Origin of the sequence: Microbispora sp. NPDC046933, assembly GCF_040644635.1 — a bacterium.
Lineage (GTDB): Bacteria > Actinomycetota > Actinomycetes > Streptosporangiales > Streptosporangiaceae > Microbispora.
Map to the genome: position 1 here is coordinate 238091 of NZ_JBEYWW010000002.1, position 19048 is coordinate 257138.

Here is a 19048-nt window from a genome sequence, read left to right on the forward strand (position 1 = left end):
GTGGTGTCCCTTCAGCTCGTGGCGGCGGCGCCGCGACGGTGGCCGAGGTAGGTGGACAGGCCGACGGCCGCGAGCAGCGCGGCGCCGTTGAACACCGGCTGCGCCCAGTTGCTCGCGCCCGCCAGCGTCAGCCCGCTCACGCTGGCCGAGACGAACAGCACACCGATCATGGTGCCGAACACGTTGAACAGACCGGGGTTCACGGCGGTGGCGCCGAGGAAGACGGCCGCGAGCGCGGCGAACAGCAGGCTGCTGCCGGAGTCGGCGGTGGCCGATCCGGTGCGGGCGAGCTGGAGGACGCCCGCGACGCCCGCGATCGTGCCCGAGATGACGAACCCGATGAACACGTCGCGGTCCACCCGCAGGCCCACCAGCCGCGCGCTGCGGGCGTTGGAGCCGATCGCGTACAGTGCCCGGCCGTACGGCGTGTGCGTGAGCACGTACCAGAGGACCAGCATCACCACGACCACCACGTAGACGACCCGGGGGAGGCCGAGGAATTGGGCGGAACCGAACCGGGTGAGCACGGGAGAGATGCCCTCCAGGATGGTGGCGCCCCCGGTGTACCACTGGATGGCGCCCCCCAGCAGGGTGGCGCTGCCGAGCGTGGTGACGAAGGCGTTCAGCCTGGCCCTGGTGACCAGCAGGCCATTGACGGCCCCGCAGGCCGCGCCCAGCGCGATCGCCGCCACGGCGGCGACCCCGAGCGGCAGACGGTTGTGCGACATCAGCCCGGCGCACAGCACGCTCGAGGTGGCCGCGATCGCCCCGAGCGAGAAGTCGAAGTAGCCGGAGACCAGCGGGAAGAGCGCGGCGAGGGCGATCAGCGCCACCACCGCCTGGGATCCAGTCACCACGTTCAGGTTGGCCATGGTCGGAAACGTCGAGCTGCTGCCGGGCCAGACGCTGAAGAACAGCGCGATCACCACGGTGAGCCCGAGCAGCGCGTACCGTTCCGCGGTGTGGAGCAGCGGCGAGCCGCCCCGCTTCCTCTTCGGCTCCGCGGTCCTCGTGGACGCGGGCACGGTGGACTCCTCGATGGTCATGGGTTCGCTCCGAGGGCGGACTGGACGAGGCCGGTGAGGTGGGCTGCGGTCAGGTGCGGGCCGATGACCTCTCCCGCCGTCCTGCCGGATTTGAGGAGGACGACCCGGTCGCAGAGGGTCTCCAGCTCCACGAGGTCGGAGGAGGTGACCAGCACGGAGCAGCCGTCCGCGACGGCGGCGCGGATCGCGGCGTAGATGTCGGCCCGGGAGACCACGTCCACGCCCTGGGTGGGCTCGTCGAGCAGCAGCAGCCTCGGCTCGCGCCGCAGCCAGCGGGCCAGGACCGCTTTCTGCTGGTTGCCGCCCGACATCGACGAGAAGACCGCGTCCGGGCCGGCCGCCTTCACCGCGTACCTCGTCATGAGCGCCGCGGAGTCGCGCCGTTCGCGCGAACGCGGCATGCCGGTCGCCCGCCAGTAGCGGCGCAGCACGGTCACCGCGAGGTTGTCGCGGATCGGCAGGTCGGCGAAGGCCGCCTCACCGCCGCGGTCCTCCGGCACGAGCGCCACCCCCGCCCGGATCGCCTCCGCGGGGGTTCGCGGGGCGTACGGCTCGCCGTGCAGCCACATGCGGCCGCCCGCCGCCCGGCGCGCGCCGAACAACGTTTTCAGCAGCGTGGTGCGGCCCGAGCCGACCAACCCGGCGACCCCGACGATCTCGCCCTCGCCGACGGTCAGCTCGACGCCGCGCAGCGGGCCGGCTCGCAGCCCCTCGATCCGCAGCGCGGCTGGGCCGGACGTCTCGCGGGGGGCGTGCCCGCCGAGGTCGGGCTCCGTGCCGCCGGCCATGAGGCGGATCAGGTCCCGTTCGGTGGGATGGGCGTCCACGAGGGCGCCGCCGACCGTGCCGTCCACCAGCACGGTGAAGTCGTCGCAGGACCGCAGCACCTCCTGCAGCCGATGGCTGACGAGCAGCACCGTCTGGCCGTGCGCGGCCCGGCGTCGTACGGCGTCGAGCAGCAGCGCAGACTCGTGCTCGCCGAGGCGGGCGGTCGGCTCGTCGAGGACCAGGATCAGCTCGCCCTCCTCCTGGTTCCGGAGGGCGCGGGCGATGGCGACCATGGTCTGGTCCGCCGGGCGCAGGCGGTGGATCGGGGTGCGCGGGTCGACGTCGATCTCGTACGTCTCCAGGACCTGCGACACCCGCCGGTGCAGGGCGGACCAGCGGACGCGCCGCCCGGCGGCCGTGGGATACCCGGCGTCGAGGGCGAAGTTCTCCGCCACCGACAGCTCGTCGAACAGGCCGAGGTCCTGGTGGACGAAGCGGAGGCCGGCCTGCCGGGCGTGCGCGGCGGTGAACTGGCTGGCCTCGTACGTGCGGCCCATCACGGTGATCTGCCCGGCGTCGGCCCGGTGCACCCCGGCCAGGATCTTGATCATGGTGCTCTTGCCGGAGCCGTTCCCGCCGAGCAGGGCGTGAACGGTGCCCGGCCGGACCGACAGCGCGGCCCGGTCCAGAGCGGTGGTCCCGGCGAACCGCTTCGTCAGGCCCGTGATCGTGAGCGCGGACATCAGGAGGCGAGTCCCCACGCCTTGAGGTAGAGGTTCTTGTAGTCCACGCCCGCGCTGAACTCCTGGCCCGCCGGGGGCATGTTGTGGTCGGCATCGACGACCTGGACCCCGTCGCCCTCGACCACCGGCTGCTCGCCGTTCAGCACTCGGACGGCCTCGTCGACCGAGCCCCAGGCGCCCCAGTTGGTCGCGTAGCCGACGCTGGCGTCCTGGCCCTGGTTGTTCCTGATCAGCTCCAGGTTCGGCTTGTCCGCGAAGCGGCCGATCACAATGAGCTGGTCGTTCCGGCCGGACGACATGACCGCCTGGGACAGGCCCTGGGTCATCCAGCCGTCGACCGGCACGATGACGGAATTGGCGGTCGGTGCGGCCAGCAGCGCGGCCTGGAACTTCTGCACCGCTGTGTTGCCGCCCCAGTCGGCGTTGCTGATGTCGAGGGTCGAGACGACCGAGCAGCCGGAGCACTTGGCCAGCTCCGCCTTGAAGCCCTCGGTGACCCAGGGGCCCCAGACCTGGTCGGTGAAGTTCAGCACCAGGACCTTGGCCTGCCCGCCGGTTTTGCCGATCAGGTAGTCGGCCTGCAGCTTGCCGTTGAGCAGGTAGTACGACTTGAGGTCCAGGCCGTCGAGCTGGAGCCGCTCGGTGGCCCAGATGTCCTTGCCGTTCTCGTCCTGGCAGTTCGCGCCGCCGCCGCCCACGACGACGACGCCGGCGTCCCGTGCGTCCTGAAACGGCTGTTTGATGGTCGAGCAGTCGATGCCGACCGGGATGAAGACGTTCGCCTTCGCGCTGACGGCTTGCCGTACGCAACTGGCGAAGCCGGTCGGGTTGAGCTGGCCGTCGCACAGGTGGGTCTGCCATCCGGCGGCCTTGCCGGCCTCCATCAGCGCGGAGGCCGGGCCCGAACAGCCGGTCGTCTGCTCGCCGCAGGACATCACCCACAGGCTGACCCCGGACTTCGGCTTGCTCACGGCGGTCGGAGGAGCGCCGACCTGGCCCTTGTAGGCGGTCTCGAGGTACGAGGCGAACTCGCCGGACGGGGCGGACTCCTTCGCCTGGCCTGCTGCGGGATCGTCCGTCCCACAGGCCGCCAAGGCCAGCACGCCCGCCAGCGCGAGCACGCCGAGGAGGGGGGTTTTCTTCATGGTCGTTCTCCTGGTGAGAGGTGAGGTGAGGGCTCCCCCGAGTGGTTCCGGGACAAGACCGGACGGCCCGGGGCCGGGCCGCGGTTTCCGCTGGGACGCCGGATCAGACCGGTGGCGCGACGAAGACCCCCCGGTCCACGTCGTTGAAGCTCTCCTTCGCGACCAGCTCGTTCATCGGGTTGGCGGTGCCCCACTGGTCCTGTGTCATCGGGTCGTCGACGTCGTACACGTGCGGGTGCCACAGGTCCTCGTCGAGCTCCTGCAGGTCGGTCGTGTACTCGACCGTGTTGCCCGCGGGGTCGATGAAGTAGGAGAAGGTGTTCTCACCGGCCAGATGACGGCCGGGACCCCACACCATCCGGTGGCCGCTGCGCAGCACCCGGCCCGTGCCGTACATGTACTCGTCCACGCCGCGCAGCTCGAAGGACGTGTGGTGGACGGAGACGTGCGGCCCGCGGGCGATGGCGAAGCTGTGGTGGCGGGGGTTGCAGCGCATGAAGTACATGAGATCGCCCATGTGCCGGGACCACAGCGTGTCGCTGAGCGCGAACCCCAGGTGGGTCTCGTACCACGCCCGGGTGGCCTCGGGGGCAGGGGAGTTGACGACCAGGTGTGACAGGCGCACCGGGATCGACTCACCCTTCTCGACCTTCCGGTGCGCGCGCGGCGCGACGTCGGCGGAGACCTCGACGGTCCTGCCGTCGCCGTCGAAGAAGCGGAAGCCGTACCCGCCACCGGGGGTGGTGAGCGTGCCGGGCTCGCTGACGAGCGTCACCCCGGCGGCGCCCAGGCGCTCGGCCAGCTCATCCACGTCCGCTGGCGTTTCCGCGCCGAAAGCCAGCAGGTCGAGCCGCTTGACGGTGTCCTCACGCAGCCTGATGACGTACTGCTCGGGCGAGCCCTCCGCGGCGAGGAACGCGACGCCGGTGTCGCCGGCCATGAGGGTCAGACCCCAGACATTCTCATAAAAATCAAGATATTTCCGGAAATCTGGGACGGCGAAGTCGACATGACGCAGATGCGTGATCAACCGTTCAGGCATGGCGAGAGCGTATAGACGCCGCTTAACCGGGCGGAAATATGAATCGGCGATGTCAGGCATGCGTCTCGTGATGGTTCCGGGCGGGTTTTCGCGGGCATGCCGGAAGCCGCCGGGGGAGCACCCCGGCGGCGGAATCCGCGGCGCGGGTCAGTCGGCGGCGACGCAGGTGTTGCGCATGTGGCCGAGGCCGGTGATCTCGGCGTCCATCACGTCGCCCGGCTTCAGGAAGACGCCCCAGTGCGCGCCGTTGCCCGCGGGGGAGCCGGTCAGCAGCAGGTCACCGGGCGACAGGGGCACCCGCGCCGAGGTGTACGCGATGAGCTCGGCGATGTCGAAGATCATGTCCTTGGTCGACTCGTCCTGCCGGACCACGCCGTTGTGGCGCAGCCGGATCCGCAGGTCCATGGGGTCGCCGGCGAACGCCGCCGGCACCAGGAACGGGCCCGTGGGCAGGAAGGTCGGCGCGTTCTTCGCGCTCAGCCAGTCGGTGCCTATCTTCTTCAGGTCCGGGCGGTAGAGCTGGTCCCTGGTCGTGATGTCGTTGCAGATCGTGTAGCCCGCGACGTGTCGCATCGCCTCCTCGCGCGGCACCCGCCAGGCGGGCCGGCCGATCACCACGGCCAGCTCCAGTTCCCAGTCGTGCCTGCTGCCCCGGTCGGGCAACACGACGTCGTCGTACGGCCCGCAGATCGCGCTGGGGAGCCCGGCGAAGACGTACGGCGTGCCGTTAGCGACGCGGGCGTCCATCATCGCCTTGCCCGCCGCGCGGGCCTCCTCCTCTGTCATTCCCTCGTTGTCCGCGCGAAACTCGGCCATCACCAGGTCGAGAACGTGCTTGTGGTAGTTGGCGCCGCTCTGCAGCACCTGCCGGGGGCGCAGCGGCGCGTGGATCTCGAGCTCGCCGAGCGGGATCCACGGACCCGGGCCCGTGGCCAGGCCGCCCAACTCGTCCAGGTCCCACGCCCGCAGCGACTCGGTCACCCCCGGGACGTCCAGCCTGCGCACCCGGTCCCCGGCCACCAGGCCGGCGAACGGCTCCGATTGCGCGAGGCTGAAGGTCCCGAGAGCGAAGGGACCGGCGTGGACGGGAAGGACATCGGGCATGGCGGAGCTCCAGGAGAGAGGGGACGGTCACCGCGATGCTAGGGAGGCCGGTGATTTCTCCGGAAATAGGTACTCGGGATACCTGACATCGCCTCCGCCGGCGATGTCAGCCGACCTGCTCCGACACCTGCCGGAAGACCCCGAGAAGCCAGCGCAGCGCCGGGTCGGCCGATCGCGTGGGGTGCCAGTGCGCCCCCTCAACCAGTTCGGCCGGCGCGAAGGGAACATCCGCGACGACCACGTTGAGCGACGGGTCGAGCCGGCGTGCCAGCCGTTCCGGCACGAACGCCACCAGGCTGGTCCCGCTCACGACGAACGGCAGCGGCAGCAGGCCTTTGCAGGTCACCTCCACACGGGTGGCGATCCCCAGCTCGTCGAGCAGCCGGTCGGAGGGCGTGGTGACACCAGGGCCGAAATTGGCCCGGGCGTGCGGTAGCCGTTCGAGATCCTCGATGGTCAGCGCGCCGTCGCGCAGCAGCGGATTGCCGCGGTCGGCGATGCAGACGAACCGATCCCGGAAGATCTGCTGCCTGCGGCCCGGCACCCCGGAGCCGAGGGCCGCCACCATCAGGTCGTGCCTGAGTAGAAACCCCTCGATGTCGGAGTTGTCGGCGGGCATCGGCTGGAACTCGATGTTCACCTCGGGCGCCGTCGTCTTCAGGACCGCCAGCAGCGGCTCGACCAGGATGGTCAGCGCGTAGTCGGAGATCGCGATGGAGAACTCCCGCTGCTGCACGAGCGTGCCGGAACGCGGGCCGATCGACAGCGTGCGCTCCACGCCCTCGATCGCGGCGCGGACGTCCGGGAGCAGTGCCTCGGCGAGCGGGGTCAGCTCGTAGGCGCGGTTGACCCGGACGAGCAGCTCGTCGCCGAAGTGCGCGCGTAGCCGGACCAGTGCCCCGCTCATCGCCGGCTGGCTCATGCCGATGCGCTCCCCGGCGCGCGTGAGGTTGCGCTCCTCGAGCAGTGCGTAGAGGACGACCAAAAGGTTCAGGTCGATCCTTTTCAACCCGGCCATCGGGACTCCTCTCCGTTACGATCCCGCAAAGTTATCCGATGTCCGTCTTGTTCGTATTTGATCCTTGGTGGTAACACTCGCGTAATCTGCGTTGTCGTCGGCTCGGAGGGTGGCCATGGGGCTGGGAAGCACCGACCTCAACCTGCTGGTCGCCCTCGAAGCGCTGCTGGAGGAGGGCAACGTCACGCGCGCCGGGGCCCGGCTTGGGATGAGCCAACCGACCATGAGCGGCGCGCTCGCCCGGCTGCGCCGGCACTACAAGGACGACCTGCTGGTCCGGGTGGGCCGGGAGTACGAGCTGACCCCGGTCGCGCGCAGCATGCTGCCGGTCGTACAGGACGCCGTACGCCGGATGGAGCGGGCGCTGGGCCTCGGCGTGCCGTTTCACCCGCCGGAGAGCCGCCGTGTCTTCACGGTCGCGATGTCCGACTATGCGATCACCGTGCTGAACGAGCCGCTGTTGCGCCGCATTCAGGAGCTCGCCCCCGAGGTGTGCCTCGACCTCAGCCCCATCCCCGAGAACATGCACGAGTCGCAGCGCGAGATGCTGCGCTTCGACTTCCTGGTCGCGCCGCGCGGCTACGGTTTCCGCGGCGACTCGGAGGTCGTCTTCCGGGACCGGTTCGTGTGCGTGGTCGACCCGCGCAACGAGCGGCTCAGGGACGGCACGCTCACGATACGCGATCTGGAGGAGCTGCCGCACGCCGTCCCCTTGATGGGCGGCCCGGCCACGATGACCCCGGCCGACCGCATGGTCGAGCAGCTCGGCATGCGACGCCGCGTCCAGGTCACCGCCGCCGGGTGGCTGTCGGTGCCGTTCGTCGTGGCGGGGACCGACCTCGTGGCGATCGTCCCCGAGCGGCTGGCGCTGCGGGTGGCCGGGGCTGCGCGGGTGCGCGTCGTCGAGCCACCCTTCGGCGAGCTCGGTCTGGTCGAGGCCCTGTGGTGGCACCCCTCGCGCAACCTGGACGACGGCCACCAGTGGCTGCTCGGCGTCTTCCGCGACGTGGCCAGGACGCTCGGCGAGCGGGCGGCGTGCGCCGCCTGATGCCTGCCATCTGCGATGGCTATTTCCGTACGCGTCGGTCCGGCTCCTAGCGTCGGATGCCATGGGAAAGCTTGACGGCCGGACGGTCGTGATAACAGGAGCAGCGCGGGGGCAGGGCGCCGCCGAGGTCGCGGCCGTCGCGGCGGAGGGCGCGTACGTGGTGGCCACCGACGTGCTCGACGACGAGGGGGCCGCGCTGGAACGGCCCGGCTCCGTCGTCTACCGCCATCTCGACGTGACCAGTGAGAAGGAGTGGGCAGAGCTGGCCGAATGGCTGCGGGACACCGGCCGGCCGGTGCACGGGCTGGTGAACAACGCGGGCATCCCGATGCGCCCCCGGCTCGGGTCGGTGGGCTTGGCCGACTGGAACCGCGCGCTGGCGGTGAACCTCACCGGACCGATGCTGGGCATGCAGGCCGTCGAGCCGCTCATGCCGTCCGGTGGGTCGATCGTGAACGTCGGATCGATCGCGGCGCTCACCGCCCACCAGGCGGTGGCGTACACGTCGAGCAAGTGGGGGCTGCGCGGCCTTACGAGGGTCGCCGCGCTGGAGTACGGCCGGCGGGGAATCCGGGTGAACATCATCCATCCCGGCCCGATCGACACGCCCCTGATGACGGGCGCCTCTCCGGTCTTCGTGGCGGCCTCGGTGGCGCAGACCACCCTGGGCCGATCCGGCCGGCCTGAGGAGGTGGCCCCACTGGTGACGTTCCTGCTCAGCGACGAGGCGGCGTACATCACCGGCGCCGAGATCGCCGTGGACGGCGGGCACACCGCCCACGGCGGGACGAAGCCGATCGTCGACGCGATCGACGCCTCCTGACGACGGGATCAGTGCGTCGGGCCGCGGCCGCGGCGGCGGGCCGTGGGGATCGGCGTCGCCGGACCGGGCTCCACGACCGTGTTGGTGACGGTGCCGATCCCCTCGACGGTCAGTGTCACCACGTCGCCCGGCGCCAGCGGGCGGGGCTCGCGCCGTCCCGCCCTGCCCCAGATCTCGGCCAGGCAGCCGCCGCCGTGCGTGCCGGAGGCCAGCACGTCCCCCGGGCGGATCCACGCGCCCCTCGAGGCATAGGAGATCTGCTCCTCGAACGTCCACGAGCAGTTCGCGAGCGAGTCCTCGCCGAGCACCACGCCGTTGATCTCGGCCGTCATGGTGAGGTCGAGGTAACCGTCGGCCGTACGGTAGGGCTCCAGCTCATCGGGCGTCACCAGCCACGGTCCGAGCGTGTGCGCGCCGTCCTTGCCCTTGGCGAACCCGAACGGCAGCCGCCCTTCGAGCTGCTGGACGTCCCGGGCAGACCAGTCGTTGAAGATCGTGTATCCGGCGATGTGCTCGCGGGCCTGCTCGGGAGTCAGGTCGCGGCCGGCCTTGCCGATCACCACGGCCACCTCGCACTCCAGATCGAACCGCTCCGACCCGGGGAAGATCGGTACTGGCGCCCCGCTGCCGACGCAGGCGTGCGGGTTGGTGAAGTAGAAGGCCGGCGCCTCGTACCAGCGCGAGGGGACGGCGTCCTTGCCCTCCTGCGCCCTGGCCGCGCCCTCGATGTGCGCCTCGAAGCCGACGAAGTCGCGGATGCTCGCCGGATGCAGCGGCGGCAGCAGCCGCACCGAGTCCAGCGGGATCGGCGGGCCCGCGAGATCCGCCGCACCGGGCAGGGCGTCCCGCTCCAGCAGGCCCCGTACGGTCACCTCGGCCGGCAGCGGCCTGACCTGATCTTCACTCACCAGCCCGGCCCGCTCGGCCCCGTCCGCTTCGAAGGTAGCGATTCTCATGACGGTAGTTAGCCCCCGGCCGGCGGCCGGGGGCAAGGCTGATGATCATGCAATGCCGGTATGCGTGGTATCAGCCCACGGTCAGCACGATGGCGCCGGTGTAGCTCTGACCGGGCACAATGGGCGTCTGGACGCCGTTCACGGTCATGGTGACCCGCTTGCCCGCCGCCGCGGCGACCGTGGAATCGGCGGAGACGGCCAGATTGGTCAGGTGGGAGGTGCCGGTCACCGTCCAGGTGGATCCGCCGGAGAGATTCACGATCGCGCCGTTGTTGACGCTCGGCCGGGGAGTGTTGGTGACCACACCGAGCTGCTTGTATTCGGCTGAGGTGATGGTGTCGACCTGGTGCGTGGCCCGGGCGGCCGAGATGACTCCGGTCACCTTGGAGCCGCTGAAGTTGAGCACCATGTTCTTGCCCGTGAGCCCGGCGCCGGGCCCCTGGCCACCGGTGGACCCGCCGCGGACCGCGTTGTAGAAGTCGCCCTTCAGCGTGATGTCGGTGAACGTCGCGGTGGCGTCCTCGGCGTGAGCCGAGGTGACGTCGAAGTCCGCCGCCTTGGCCGGATCACCGGTCGGCTCGTGGTACACCCCGGTGTTCAGCAGGACGCCGTCCACCATCTGCGGTCCCGGGTCGTCGTCCTCCATGACCTGCAGGATGACGCCGTTGCCCGGGTTCAGCCGGGCCCCCTGCGAGCCGTTGACGTTGATCGTGACCTGCTGGCCCTTGTCGAGGAAGGTGGTCTCGCCGGTGTTGATCACGGTGCCGCCGCTCACGTCGACGGAGCCCGCCCCATGCCACATGACGCCCCACCGCTTCGAGTTCACGACCGTGCCCCGGACCGGTATCGCGGCCAGCTCCTTCGCCGACAGGCCGAGGTCCAGGTCGACGTTGAGCTTGGACACGGCCGTCCGTGAACTGTCGCCGAAATAGATCGCGCCACCCCGGTTGATCGCGGCGTAGGTGTCCACGTCGAAGCGGGAGCCGAGGAAGCGCTCGGTCGCGCCGCCGATCGCGTAGGCGCCGTAGCCCTCACCGCCCGTCGTGGTCACCGTGCTGGCGATGGCGGTCAACCTTCCGTTCTTGCCGGTGTCCGTCGAGAGCACGCCCCAGCCCTCGGAGGAGATGGCGGAGTTGACGTACGTTGCCCTGGTGTTCTCGCCGAGGAGGTTCGTGGCACGCACGTTGCCCACGATGCCCAGCATCCACGGTGCCTGCTGCATGTACGTGAGGTCGACCGTCGACCTGTAGTCACTCGGCAGCACGCCGTTCGCGGTGTGGACATGGGAGTTCTTCACGATGACGTTCGCGCCGCCGTCGGCGACGACTCCCGTGCGGACGGCGCCCCTGTCGCTGACCGTCGCCCCGTCGACCACGAGCCTGGTCTTCGCGCCCGTCCCTACGATCGCCGCCCCGTACCCGACGAAGTCGGATCGGCCGTTGCCCGTCAGCTCGATCCTGGGCTTGACGAGCGCGTAGACGCCGTCCTTCACATAGACGCCGTTGAAGGCCTCGCCGGTGGAGGTGATCTTCACGTTCTCCGCCGAGGTGTCGCCCAGTCGGCCGCCCACGACGGCCGCGGGGACGGACTTGCCCGCGGACACGCCCGCGTCATCGACGTACAGGGCCTGGCGGAACGGGAACACGAGCTTCTGCCAGCTCACCGGGTTCGCGTCGGCGACCGTGACGACGACGTCGCCTCTGTAGGTTCCCGCGGCGACGGCGGTCTGCGTGCCACCTGTCCGGGTGAGCAGTCCGCCGGTCTCGACGCCGTTCACCGTCATCGTCAGGCTGTGGCCCTCGGGAGCGGCGATCGCGCCCCCGGGTGCGATGGTCAGCGCGCTCAGCCTGGTGGTCCGCGGCACGACCCAGGTGTCGCCGGCCTCCACTGTGACCTTTCCGGCCGTCGTGGCCTGGGCCGTGCCGGGCAGGCATGCCAGGGGAACGGCGGCGGCGACGAGGGCCACCGGAACTCTTCTTCTCACGGGCACTCCAGTGCTCAGGGGGTGGTGAGAAAGAGTGAAACAGCGCCCGAGGTACCTGGGGAAATGATGGATCGCCATGCCAGTCATCGATCTCGACTATGACCGGAGGACTTGCGATCCCGGGACATCGCGCGTACCCGGCACGTACGGGGCGGCCGCCCATCGCGGCTCGCCGACGTCCCAGTGGTAGAGCGGGGCCGGTGTCTCACCGGAGCCTTCCCCGGCCAGGCGCACCTCGCGGGGCGGCGCCGGTCAGCCGGCGGGGGACCCCAGGAGGGCGGAAATCTCCCGGGCGCAGCGCTCGATCTGCGGTCCCAGTTCCCCGGTGATCCGCTGTGCCGGCCAGTCCCGGGCCTGCACGGCCACGTTCACGCCTGCGACCACTCGTCCGGAAGCGTCCCGCAGGGGTACGGCGATCGAGCGCAGCCCGAAGGCCAGCTCCTCGTCCTGCATCGCCCAACCGTCCCTGCGGATCCCCGCCAGTTCGCTTCGCAGCTCGTCCAGGGACAGCTTGGCATTGGGTCCGTGCGCGGGGCCGAAGGAATCCGCGGTGACGCGGGTGTTCAGCTCGGCCTCGTCCAGGTGGGCGAGCAAGAGCTTGCCGATCGAGGTGTACACCGCCGGCAGAGTAGAGCCGACCTGGATGTTCGCGGTGACCAGGTCGGAGTTGCGCAGCCGGATCAAGTAGAGCACCCGGTCGCCGGTGAGGACGCAGAGATTGACGGTCTCGCCGGTGGCCTCGGCCAGCGCCCTGAGCCGCGGGGCGGCGATCTCGACGAGGCCGAGACCGCGGAGTGCGGCAGTGCCCAACGTGAGCACCCGGACGCCGGGCCGGTAGTCGCCGGTCGGCAGCTGGTCGAGATAACCCTCGGCCGCCAACGTCATGACCATGCGGTAGACCGTCGGCAGCGGCGTGCCGGTCGCCGCCGCCATGTCGCTCACCCGCCACACAGGACGCTGCTCGGTGAAAAGCGCCAGCAGCCGCAATCCCTTGGCCAGCGCCTCGACGCGATACTCGGGGCGGGCCGAGGGCTCCGTTGTTCGTCTGGCAGGCATGCGACGGTCCTCGCACTTCCCGATCAGGGTGAGTGCCGATGCTTTTGGTAACCCACTTTCGGAGAGCGAGAATACCATGGGCATGCCGTCGGAGATCTTGCATGCCGAGGCTGGGACGCCGGCCTTCACAGCAAGCGGCTCGGTGCCCTCGGCAGATGATCTCGGACCCTCGCGCCCCTGCGCCCGTCAAACCGCGCGTGTGCCGCCCTCGGCCACCTCCGCGGCCAGCGTCGCCAACTCGGCGTCGGTGAGCAGGCGCTCCTCGCGAGCCATGAGGTCGCGGGCCCGCCGGAGCACGGCCTCGATCCGGTCCTTGCCGATCGTCGCGCCGAGCGAGCGGAGTTTGTCGGCGAGGGTGTAGGGGCCGCTGTCGGGGGTGAACGGAACCTTGCGCTCGTTGCCGACGACGGCGGGCTCCACACAGTTGTGCAGCAGCGGGTCGACCGTCGTCTCCTGCGTGATGAAATCCATGCCGCCCCAGCAGAAGGCGTGGGTGCCGGTCACCGGGTGGTTCCAGGCGAGGCGATAGCCGGTGAGTTCCTCCCCGGCACGGGCCAGGGCCGTCAACCGCTCGGTGCGGATGCCGGTGCGGACGCCGTACAGGGCCTCGAAGGCGAGAGCGGTCGCCGCCAGGTCGGCGTTGCCGGGGCCGCCGCAGTATCCGTTGACGGACAGCTCGACGACATCCGCGCCCGCCCGCACAGCGCTGACCGCGCATCCCACCGCCAGGCCGAAGGTGTTGTGCGGATGCAGGCCGACCTCGACGCGCGGCGCCAGCTCCTTGGTCCGGCGCACCAGGTGCCCGTACGCCTCGGGACTCATCGCGCCGGGCCCGTCGAAGAGGGTGAGCTCGGTGGCGCCCGCGCCGGCGAGCGCATCCACCGACTCGGCCAGCACCTCCTCCGTGAGAAAGGAGACCATCAGCATCGGCACGATCGCGTCCAGGCCGAGCGAACGGGCATGCCGGATGAGCGGGACGGCGCGGGCCAGGACGCCGGGGCGGTCAAGCACCTTCTGCGTCGTGCGCCAGTCCTCACTCCGCCACGCCTGCTGGTAAACGGCCGGCTGGTAGATCAGCGCCGTCTCGCCGAAGCCCTGCACCCATATCTGGACGCCGTCGTAGCCGGCCTCGGCCGCGCGGTCGATGTCCTGCGTAGTGCGCATCAGCGGGCACACCGCCCGGCAGCCGGGGTTCTCGCCCTTGATGACCTCGACCTCGGCCCGCAGCGTCTTGTCGTCCCGCCCCGCGAGCCCGGCGGTGACGACCTCGCCGACGCCGGCGCCCACCAACTGCCGGAGGTAGGCCCTCTTGGCCTCATCGGAGGCGACGACGCCGGGCAAAGTCTCGACCGATCGCAGGGTGGCGTCGCGAAGCCGTACGGATTCCGGCAGCGGCCCCGTCACCTCGGGCCGGCGGTTGAGCGGGCTGACGGACCACCGGCCGGGCTCGTAGGCGCCGGGGGCCCGCCTGGCGGACAGCTCGGCGCGGAACCGTGCGATCTCCTCGGCGGTGAACACTGCCGGCTTGTCCATGGGGCTCTCCGTCCTCCTGTCATAAGAGGTCTCATCCAAACATGTGTCGACATCATTGGCAAGGTGTCCGCCAGAAAGGGTGGATTTGCCCTCAATTATGTTTACTTTTTGTCGACACTCGGTAAGACTGTCGACACTTCGTCTCTGAGATCACCGACTATGGAGGGGGACCACCGTGACCGACGACGTGCCAGATCCGCGGCGCGGCCGGTTGGCGGGCCGGATCGCCGTCATCAATGGCGCAGGCAGCGTCGGCCCGGGCTGGGGCAACGGCCGCGCCACCGCCGTGATCTTCGCTCGCGAGGGCGCGAGCGTGTACCTGACCGATCGGGACGAGGACTCCCTGGAGATCACCGCCGAGCAGGTACGACAGGAGGGCGGTATCGTCCGCACCCAGGTGCTCGACGTCACCGAGCCCGCGGCGGTCCGAGCGTTCTACGCGGACACCGAGCGGCTGGCCGGGCGGATCGACATCCTGGTCAACAACGTCGGCGGATCCCACCCCGGCGGAGCCGTCGAGCTCAGCCTCGAAGACTGGGAGAGCCAGCTTCGCACGAACCTCACCAGCGCGTTCCTGGCCTGCAAGCACGTCATCCCGGTGATGCGGCGCGGTGGAGGAGGTTCCATCGTCAACACCGCGTCCGCGTCCGGCCTGCGCTGGACCGGCGCCGCCCAGGTGGGGTATGCGGCGGCCAAGGCGGCCGTCATCCAACTCTCCCGGGTGACCGCCGTCGAGTACGCCCGGCACGGCATCCGCGTCAATACCGTGGTGCCCGGCCAGTTGCACACCCCGATGGTCGAGGCCCGCCTCGCCCACCAGCGGGCCGGCGGCGACGTGCGGAAGCTGCTGGCGCAGCGTCGGGCCCGCATCCCGCTGGGTTTCATGGGCGACGGCCGGGACACGGCCTACGCCGCGCTCTTCCTGGCGTCGGAGGAAGCCCGATTCGTGACCGGCACGGAGATCGTCGTCGACGGCGGAATGACGGCCCGCTGTGACTGACACGAGGACTGCGGCGCCGTCCTCCGGCTGCCCGCCGCCGCACCCGGCCCCGCGCAGGCCGCGGATCGTGCTGCCGCCGGGCAGTTGCGACGCCCACTGCCATGTCTTCGGCCCGGCCACCGTCTTCCCCTACGCCCCCGGCCGGACGTTCACTCCGCTGGACGCGCCCAAGGAGCAACTCGCCGCGCTGCACTCCCACCTGGGACTGGATCGGGCCGTGATCGTGCAGTCGTCGGCTCACGGCTCCGACCATCGTGTGCTTCTCGACGCCCTGTCCGGAGGTGAGGGCCGGTTTCGGGGGGTCGCGTTGATCGATGAGACGACCACCAGGGCCGAGGTCGAGGAGCTGCACCGGGCCGGAGTCCGGGCCTTCCGCCTGAACTTCCTGCCCCACCTGCGCAGCGCGCCGTCCCGGGAGGAGATCGACCTCGTGCTGGAGTTGGTGGACGGCCTCGGCTGGGCAGCCGAACTCCACCTCTCGGGCCGGGAGGTGGCCGACCACGCGTCCCTCATCCGGTCCTTGCCCTGCCGGGTGGTGATCGACCACCTTGCCAGGGTGGAAATCGCCGAGGGAGCCGGCGGTCCCGCGCTGCGCAGCCTGCGCGCCCTGATCGACACCGGCGACGTCTGGGTCAAGGTCAGCGGGGTGGACCGGGTCTCCCGCCAGGGCCCTCCGTACGCCGACGCCGTCGCGCTGGCTGCCGCCCTCGTGGCCTACGCGCCGGATCGGATGCTCTGGGGCACCGACTATCCGCACGTGAACATCCAGGGCGACGCCCCTGACGACGGCCTGCTCGTTGACCTGCTGGCCGAGATCGCCCCCGACCCCGGCCATCTGCGCCTGCTGATGGTCGACAACCCAATCGAATGCTTCGACTTCTCCGTTCCGCACCACCCTGGGGAACTGCCATGACAAGTCCCGCTGAGCGCCGCTTCGATGGCGCCCTTCTCACCAGGAGAGCCGCAGGCTACGAGGAGGCGCGGCTCGGCGCGGTGTGGAACGAGCGCAAGCCGGATCGCTATCCCGACGCCATCCTCCTCGCCGCGAGCGACCGAGACGTGTGCACGGGTGTCACCTACGCTGCAGCCCATGGCATGAAGGTCTCCATCCGCTCCGGCGGCCACAGCTGGATCGGCAACGGCGTACGCAACGGCGGGCTGCTGATTGATCTGTCAGCCCTGCAGGAGGTCACCGTCGACGCCGCGAACCGGCGCGCAACCGTACGCCCAGCTGTGCGGGGGACGATTTTCAACGCGCTGCTCGCCGCCGACGGGCTCGTCTTCCCGAGCGGTCACTGCCCGTCGGTCGGGGTCGGCGGGTTCTTGATAGGCGGTGGCTATGGCTGGAACTCTCGCCATCTCGGCCCGGCCTGCTTCAGCGTCGAAGCGGTCGACGTCGTCCTCGCCGACGGGGAACTGGTGCACGCCACCGACGAAACCCATCCCGATCTGATGTGGGCGGTGCGCGGCTCCGGTCCCGGCTTCTTCGGCATCGTCACCCGCTTCTACCTCAAGGTCTATCCGCGATACGAGCAGGTCCTGCGCAGCGCCTACGTCTTCCCCTACGAGCTCCGGGACGAGGTGCTGGCCTGGTCGTACGAGGCGCTGCCGTCCATCTCGACCCAGTTGGAGATGTCCGCCAAGGTGAGCTTCACGCCGGGCGTGGAGGCACCGACCACGACCATCACCGCTGCGGCCTTCTGCGGCCCCGGAGACGGCGTCGAGCTGCTGTACCCGGTGGAGAAGGCGCCCTTCATCGACCGGGCGATCCGCGCCATCGAGCGGCTCCCGTCGACGCTCGATGACCTGTACGCGCTGTCGGACGGCCTCACACCGAAGGGTAAGCGCTATGCGGTGGACGGCGTCTGGACGGACGCGCCGGTCCAGCAGGTGATCGAGGCCGGCCGGGAGGTGCTGGACGGGTTGCCGACCCGGGAGAGCTTCCTGCTCTGGATGCTCTGGGGCGGTCAGCCCACCCGCGAGAACGCCTGCTGGTCGACCCAGGCGCGACTGTACTTTTCGCCCAACGCCGTGTGGACCGATCCCACCGACGACCTGCGCGGCGAGCGGTGGGCCCACGAGACGCTGACGGCGATGGCCCCGGTGGCGCGCGGCACCCAGTTCGCCGACGCGAATCCGGCAGACCGGCCCGACCACGGCCTCGAGCCGGAGCAGGCCGTCCGGCTGGAGCGGCTGCGGGAGCGCTACGACCCGCAGGGACTGTTCCGCGCCTACCTGACGCCCGCCGAGTCCACGACCGCACTGGCGCTACACCGCCGCCAAAAGTGTCGACACAATCCGGAAATTTGGACGAAAAATAGGCTTGACCGGGGCTAAGTGTCAACACTATCGTCGCGACATCTGCACTACGAGGAGATAAAGTGTCCAGCTCATCCGCCTCGCACTCACCTCAGTCTGCCCGCAGCACCGGGCCGGTCATCATTCGCCGTGGCGATGCCAGGTATGAGGCGGCTCGTCTCGACGCGGTGTGGAACGAGCGCAAGCCAGACCGCTTCCCCGACGTTATCGTCATCGCCTCAGACGAACAGGACGTGGTCCAGGCCGTACGGCTCGCCCGCGCGGAGGGCCTCGCGATCGGCGTCCGCTCCGGAGGCCACAGCTGGGTGGGCAACGGGGTGCGTGACGGCGGTATGCTGATCGATCTCTCGCGGCTGGAGGAGATCACCGTCGATCCGGTGGCCAGGACCGCCACCGTACAGCCGGCAGCCAAGGGCCCCGCCCTGCAGACCGCACTGGAACCGCACGGTCTGTTCTTTCCCACCGGGCACGCCCCCACGGTCGGCATCGGCGGCTTCATCCTCGGCGGCGGCTATGGCTGGAACTCCCGGCACCTCGGCCCGGCCTGTCTGAGCATCCAGGCGATCGACGTCGTGCTGGCCGATGGCACCCTGGTGCACGCGACGGACGAGAACCACCCCGACCTGCTCTGGGCGGCCCGCGGCAGTGGTCCCGGCTTCTTCGGGGTCGTGACCCGCTTCCATCTCGACCTGCACCCCCGTCCGACCGCCATCCGCAGAACGGTGCACACGTACCCGCTGGAACTGCGCGACGAGGTGCTGGCCTGGTCGTACGCCACGCTGGAGTCCCTCTCGACGGCCGTGGAGTTCTCCGCGAAGGTGGGCTTCGCCCCCGGCCTGGGCGCCCCTGCCGTCTCCCTGACCGCCACCGCCTTCTGCACTCCGGAGACCGGCGAGGACCTGCTCGCCCCACTGGAGGCCGCGCCCTTCCGCGATCGGGCCGTACGGGCGCTGGTCGACCAGCCGACGACCATGGCCGAACTCTACGAGATCGCCGACCGGCTCACCCCCGCCGGCCTGCGCTGGGCCGTGGACGGCATCTGGGCCGACGGCTCCGTCGAGGAGATTCTCACGGCCGCCCGCCCGGTCTTCGACACGATGCCGGACGGCGCGAGCTTCGTGCTGTGGATGCTGTGGGGCCACTACCCACCGCGCCCCGGTGCCTGCTGGTCCGCCCAGGCCAAGGCGTACCTCTCGCCGAACTCCGGCTGGACCGACCCGGCCATGGACCTGAGCCACGAGCAGTGGGTGCACGGCGCGCTCGGCGCCGTCCAGCACCTGTCCAAGGGCCTGCAGTTCTCCGATAACAACATCGCCGACCGCTTCGACCTCGGCCTCAGCCCGGACAACGCCGAACGCCTGGAGAAGATTCGCGCCGCCTACGATCCCGACGGCCTCTTCCGCTCCTACATGGCTCCCGGTGAGTCCACCACCGCCTACGCCCTGGCCACCCACCGCAAGTAA

The 19048-nt window shown here is 70.2% G+C and carries 16 protein-coding genes; 6 read left to right on the plus strand and 10 right to left on the minus strand.

All coding sequences use genetic code 11. The annotated features are described in order from the left end of the window. Positions 1-11: 11 nt before the first annotated feature. The 6 genes from ABZ857_RS03515 to ABZ857_RS03540 form a co-directional block, all read right to left on the minus strand. Positions 12-1046, minus strand: a complete 1035-nt coding sequence (locus ABZ857_RS03515; RefSeq protein ID WP_357036839.1) for an ABC transporter permease — start codon at positions 1044-1046, stop codon at positions 12-14. Continuing rightward, a complete protein-coding gene (locus ABZ857_RS03520; RefSeq protein ID WP_357036842.1) occupies positions 1043-2575 on the minus strand; it encodes a sugar ABC transporter ATP-binding protein in 1533 nt (510 codons plus the stop codon). Before ABZ857_RS03520 ends, ABZ857_RS03515 begins: the two co-directional genes overlap by 4 nt. Continuing rightward, positions 2557-3702, minus strand: coding sequence for a substrate-binding domain-containing protein (locus ABZ857_RS03525; RefSeq protein ID WP_357036844.1), 1146 nt, complete (start codon positions 3700-3702; stop codon positions 2557-2559). The genes ABZ857_RS03520 and ABZ857_RS03525 overlap by 19 nt, the downstream gene beginning before the upstream one ends. Positions 3703-3805: 103 nt before the next feature. Beyond that, positions 3806-4804 (minus strand): VOC family protein, encoded by a 999-nt coding sequence (locus ABZ857_RS03530; RefSeq protein ID WP_357036847.1) that lies wholly within the window; start codon positions 4802-4804, stop codon positions 3806-3808. Positions 4805-4891: 87 nt separating this feature from the next. After that, complete coding sequence (locus ABZ857_RS03535) at positions 4892-5848, minus strand: fumarylacetoacetate hydrolase family protein (protein WP_357036850.1); 957 nt, start codon at positions 5846-5848, stop codon at positions 4892-4894. Positions 5849-5954: 106 nt separating this feature from the next. Continuing rightward, positions 5955-6866, minus strand: a complete 912-nt coding sequence (locus tag ABZ857_RS03540) for a LysR family transcriptional regulator (protein ID WP_357036853.1) — start codon at positions 6864-6866, stop codon at positions 5955-5957. Positions 6867-6981: 115 nt separating this feature from the next. Between ABZ857_RS03540 and ABZ857_RS03545 the strand changes: the two genes are divergently transcribed. Both ABZ857_RS03545 and ABZ857_RS03550 read left to right on the plus strand, forming a co-directional pair. Further along, a complete protein-coding gene (locus tag ABZ857_RS03545; RefSeq protein WP_357036857.1) occupies positions 6982-7914 on the plus strand; it encodes a LysR family transcriptional regulator in 933 nt (310 codons plus the stop codon). A gap of 61 nt (positions 7915-7975) precedes the next feature. Beyond that, positions 7976-8737 carry an SDR family oxidoreductase gene (locus tag ABZ857_RS03550; RefSeq protein WP_357036860.1) on the plus strand — a complete coding sequence of 254 codons (762 nt, stop codon included), beginning with the start codon at positions 7976-7978 and terminating at the stop codon, positions 8735-8737. Positions 8738-8745: 8 nt separating this feature from the next. On the opposite strand, the gene ABZ857_RS03555 is transcribed toward ABZ857_RS03550, so the two are convergent. From ABZ857_RS03555 to ABZ857_RS03570, 4 genes are all read right to left on the minus strand, one after another. Then, complete coding sequence (locus ABZ857_RS03555) at positions 8746-9693, minus strand: fumarylacetoacetate hydrolase family protein (protein WP_357036863.1); 948 nt, start codon at positions 9691-9693, stop codon at positions 8746-8748. Between the two features lie 70 nt (positions 9694-9763). Beyond that, on the minus strand, positions 9764-11677 hold the full coding sequence (locus ABZ857_RS03560) for a hypothetical protein (RefSeq protein WP_357036866.1): 1914 nt from the start codon (positions 11675-11677) through the stop codon (positions 9764-9766). A gap of 252 nt (positions 11678-11929) precedes the next feature. Next, positions 11930-12733: an IclR family transcriptional regulator gene (locus tag ABZ857_RS03565; protein ID WP_357036869.1), complete on the minus strand. Its 804-nt coding sequence runs from the start codon at positions 12731-12733 to the stop codon at positions 11930-11932. Positions 12734-12919: 186 nt separating this feature from the next. Beyond that, positions 12920-14266, minus strand: coding sequence for a hypothetical protein (locus ABZ857_RS03570; RefSeq protein ID WP_357036871.1), 1347 nt, complete (start codon positions 14264-14266; stop codon positions 12920-12922). Positions 14267-14441: 175 nt separating this feature from the next. Between ABZ857_RS03570 and ABZ857_RS03575 the strand changes: the two genes are divergently transcribed. From ABZ857_RS03575 to ABZ857_RS03590, 4 genes are read left to right on the plus strand one after another with little or no spacing between them, the layout of a single operon-like run. Then, entirely contained in the window at positions 14442-15266 is an 825-nt protein-coding gene (locus ABZ857_RS03575) for an SDR family NAD(P)-dependent oxidoreductase (protein WP_357036873.1), read from the plus strand. Continuing rightward, entirely contained in the window at positions 15259-16179 is a 921-nt protein-coding gene (locus ABZ857_RS03580; RefSeq protein ID WP_357036876.1) for an amidohydrolase family protein, read from the plus strand. The genes ABZ857_RS03575 and ABZ857_RS03580 overlap by 8 nt, the downstream gene beginning before the upstream one ends. Further along, positions 16176-17603 carry an FAD-binding oxidoreductase gene (locus tag ABZ857_RS03585; protein WP_357036879.1) on the plus strand — a complete coding sequence of 476 codons (1428 nt, stop codon included), beginning with the start codon at positions 16176-16178 and terminating at the stop codon, positions 17601-17603. The genes ABZ857_RS03580 and ABZ857_RS03585 overlap by 4 nt, the downstream gene beginning before the upstream one ends. Before the next feature lie 44 nt (positions 17604-17647). Beyond that, the gene (locus ABZ857_RS03590) at positions 17648-19048 is read left to right on the plus strand and encodes an FAD-binding oxidoreductase (protein WP_357036882.1); all 1401 of its coding nucleotides are present in this window, start codon (positions 17648-17650) and stop codon (positions 19046-19048) included.